Here is a 3,598-nt window from a genome sequence, read left to right as displayed (position 1 = left end):
CGCCTCAGCGTGCATCGCCGTCCTAGCCGACCCGCGCGCGGCCGCCGACAGCTCGATCGCCAAGGCGACCGGAGTCTCCGGCGGTGCCGCGACGACCGCCCTCACATGGTTCCCCATCGCGGCTGCCGCGGCAGGCGTGCTGCTCGCGCTGTGCGGCGTGCTCGCCCTCGTCGCCTCCCGCCGTTGGCCCACCCGGACGAAGTACGACGCCGCGTCCCGCGCCTCCGGCCGTGGCGGCGCAGGCTCGGCAGGCTCCGGTGCCGACTCGGAGTCGGCGGCCCCCGTCGACCAGATTGACGGCTGGGACCAGCTCACCCGCGGGGACGATCCCACGCGCTGACGGGCGCGACCCAGAACGCCGCACGGGCCGGTAGGCCCGCCGAAGATGGCAGAATGGCCATTAGACCAGTCTGAGCTGATGCGAAGTGAAACAGGAGAAGGAAATGAGCAACGCGAGCGGTTCCCAGAGCAGCACGAAGGAAGTCCTGCATGGCGAGGACCTCGGCCACGGGAACAGCCCGGCAGCCTGGACGTGCGTGTTCGTCATGCTCCTCGGCGCCCTCGTCTCGTGCATCGCCTTCGTCATCGCCAACGCGCCGATCTTCTGGGCCGGCGTGGTGATCGTCGTCATCGGCCTCGTGGTCGGCTGGGCCATGCGCCGCGCGGGCTACGGTGTGGGCGGCAGCAAGCTCAAGAACACGCACTGATGCCGACGGTCCTCGACGAGATCATCGTGGGGGTCCGCGAGGACCTCGAGGAGCGCCGGCGCGCGCTGCCGCTCAGTGCGGTGCGCGAGGCCGCCGCGGCACGCAGCGCGGCACTCGATGCCTTCACCGCCCTGGGCGGCACCGAGGATCCGCGCAGCGGGCTCAAGGTCATCGCCGAGGTCAAGCGACGCAGTCCCTCGAAGGGCCAGCTCGCGGACATCGCGGATCCCGCGGACCTCGCGCGGCAGTATGCCGACGGCGGCGCCTCAGTGATCAGCGTGCTCACCGAGCAGCGCCGCTTCAACGGGAGCCTCGCGGACTTCGACGCGGTCCGCGCCGCCGTGGAGATCCCGCTCCTGCGCAAGGACTTCACGGTCGACGAGTACCAGATCCACGAGGCCCGGGCCCACGGCGCGGACCTCGTCCTGCTCATCGTCGCCGCGCTCGACGACGCCGAGCTCAAGGACTTCCTGGACCTCACACACGAGCTGGGCATGAACGCCCTCATCGAGACGCACACCGAGGAGGAGATCGACCGCGGGCTCGCCGCGGGGGCTCGCATCCTCGGCGTCAACGTCCGCAATCTCAAGACGCTCGACGTCGACCGCGGCCTGTTCGGTCGGCTCGCCGGCCGCATTTCGGCCGGTCCCGTGGTAGTCGCCGAGTCGGGCGTGCGCGGCCCGGAAGACGTCGCGGAGTACGCGAGCCTCGGGGCGAACGCCGTCCTCGTGGGGGAGGCGCTCGTGACGCACGGCTCGCCGCGCGAACGGATTGAAGAATTCCAGCGCAGTGGCGCGGCGGCCATCGCCCAGCGCCTCGGTGCACACTAGACCGGCTGAGCTCGGCCCGGACGCCGGGCAAGCCGCGCCAGCACACATCAACAAGGACGGTGAGACTGGTGGCTGAGAACGCTCCAGACGCAGCCGCGGCCGGCACCACCCCGCCTGCCGTGGACACGAACGATCCGGGCACCCAGCCCGCGGACGCCTTCCTCTCGGGGAGCCTCCGCCATGCTCCGGGCCCGTACTTCGGCGCCTACGGCGGCCGCTGGATGCCCGAGTCCCTCATCGCGGCCCTCGACGAGCTCGAGGAGACGTTCGAGAAGGCCAAGCAGGACCCCGAGTTCGTCGCCGAGATCGCGGAGCTCAACCGGAACTACTCGGGCCGCCCGTCGCTCCTCACGGAGGCGAAGCGCTTCTCGCAGCACGCCGGCGGCGTCCGCGTTTTCCTCAAGCGCGAGGATCTCAACCACACGGGCTCGCACAAGATCAACAACGTGCTCGGGCAGGCCCTGCTCGCGAAGCGCATGGGCAAGAGCCGCATCATCGCGGAGACGGGCGCGGGCCAGCACGGCGTCGCGAGCGCGACCGCCGCAGCGTTCCTCGGCCTCGAGTGCGTCGTGTACATGGGCGCCGAGGACTGCCGCCGCCAGGCGCTCAACGTGGCCCGGATGCAGCTCCTCGGCGCGACCGTCGTGCCCGTGACGAACGGTTCCCAGACGCTCAAGGACGCGATCAACGACGCGCTCCGGGACTGGGTCGCGAACGTCCAGACCACCCACTATCTGCTCGGCACCGCGGCCGGCGCGCATCCGTTCCCGTCCATGGTCCGGTTCTTCCACGAGGTCATCGGGGACGAGGCCCGCGAGCAGATCCTCGATCAGACCGGGCGGCTGCCCGACGCCGTGTGCGCGTGCATCGGCGGTGGTTCGAACGCGATCGGGATCTTCCACGGCTTCCTCGACGACCCGGATGTGCAGCTCTTCGGCTTCGAGGCTGGCGGCAGCGGGGTAGAGACAGGCCGCCACGCCGCGACGATCACGCTCGGCAGGCCCGGCGTGCTCCACGGCGCACGTTCGTACCTCATGCAGGACGAGGACGGCCAGACCATCGAGTCTCACTCGATCTCGGCGGGTCTCGACTACCCGGGCGTCGGGCCCGAGCACTCGTACCTGCACGACATCGGCCGCGTGACGTACGAGCCGATCACGGACACCGAGGCCATGAACGCGTTCAGCGTGCTGTGCCGCACGGAGGGGATCATCCCGGCGATCGAGTCCTCGCACGCTCTTGCCGGCGCCATCAAGGTCGGGAAGCGCTTCGCCGAGGAGGGTGACGCGTCCCAGAAGGTCATCATCGTCAACCTCTCGGGCCGCGGCGACAAGGACGTCCAGACAGCCGCCGAATGGTTCGGCATGCTCGACGAGAACGGCCAGGTCAGGGGCACCACGCTGTCCACGAGGCGACCGAAGGGCTTCGCTCCCGACGGCGACGCGGGGGAGGAGAACGCATGAGCGAGACGGAGCAGGCCGCAGGCGGCTCGGCTGAGGGGCAGGCGCCCGTGAGCAAGACGGCCGCCGCGATCGACCGGGCGAGGGCTCAGGGCCGCGCAGCCCTCGTGGGCTACCTCCCGGCTGGCTTCCCCAGCGTCCAGGAGAGCATCGACGCCGCGATCGAACTGGCCCGGAACGGCGCTGACATCATCGAGATCGGCATCCCGTACTCCGATCCCGTCATGGACGGCAGCGTCATTCAGGCCGCCACGACCGAGGCGCTCGCGAACGGTTTCCGGGTGGCGAGCGTGTTCGACGTCGTCAAGGCGGTCACGGACGCGACGGACGCCGCGGTGCTCGTCATGACCTACTGGAACCCGGTGATGCGCATGGGCGTCGACGAGTTCTCCCGGCGCCTTGCGAGGGCCGGGGGAGCGGGGCTCATCACGCCGGATCTCATCCCCGACGAGGCGTCGGAGTGGTTCGAGGCCTCGGACCGCTACGGCCTCGACCGGGTGTTCCTCGTGGCCCCGTCCACGACCCCGGAGCGTATGGCCATGACGGTCGGCGCGACGCGCGGCTTCACGTACGCGGTCTCGCTCATGGGCGTGACCGGCGC

5 protein-coding genes are annotated in these 3,598 nt (G+C 70.4%); all 5 read left to right on the top strand.

Translation table 11 applies throughout. The features are described from left to right. Positions 1–340, top strand: a 340-nt coding sequence (locus ACLN58_RS19650) for a Trp biosynthesis-associated membrane protein (RefSeq protein WP_415856922.1), incomplete at its 5' end; no start/stop codon positions are given. A gap of 103 nt (positions 341–443) precedes the next feature. Beyond that, positions 444–707: an HGxxPAAW family protein gene (locus ACLN58_RS19645; RefSeq protein ID WP_415856921.1), complete on the top strand. Its 264-nt coding sequence runs from the start codon at positions 444–446 to the stop codon at positions 705–707. After that, positions 707–1,537 (top strand): indole-3-glycerol phosphate synthase TrpC, encoded by an 831-nt coding sequence (trpC, locus tag ACLN58_RS19640; protein ID WP_415856920.1) that lies wholly within the window; start codon positions 707–709, stop codon positions 1,535–1,537. The genes ACLN58_RS19645 and trpC overlap by 1 nt, the downstream gene beginning before the upstream one ends. Positions 1,538–1,656: 119 nt before the next feature. Then, a complete protein-coding gene (trpB, locus tag ACLN58_RS19635; RefSeq protein ID WP_415856923.1) occupies positions 1,657–3,000 on the top strand; it encodes a tryptophan synthase subunit beta in 1,344 nt (447 codons plus the stop codon). Further along, positions 2,997–3,598 (top strand): tryptophan synthase subunit alpha (gene trpA, locus ACLN58_RS19630; protein ID WP_415856919.1); only part of this gene is annotated, 602 nt, incomplete at its 3' end. The genes trpB and trpA, both read left to right, overlap by 4 nt.

The sequence above is a fragment of the Sinomonas sp. G460-2 genome (genome assembly GCF_047759905.1).
Classification (GTDB): domain Bacteria; phylum Actinomycetota; class Actinomycetes; order Actinomycetales; family Micrococcaceae; genus Sinomonas.
This window is presented reverse-complemented; position numbering and strand designations above follow the sequence as displayed.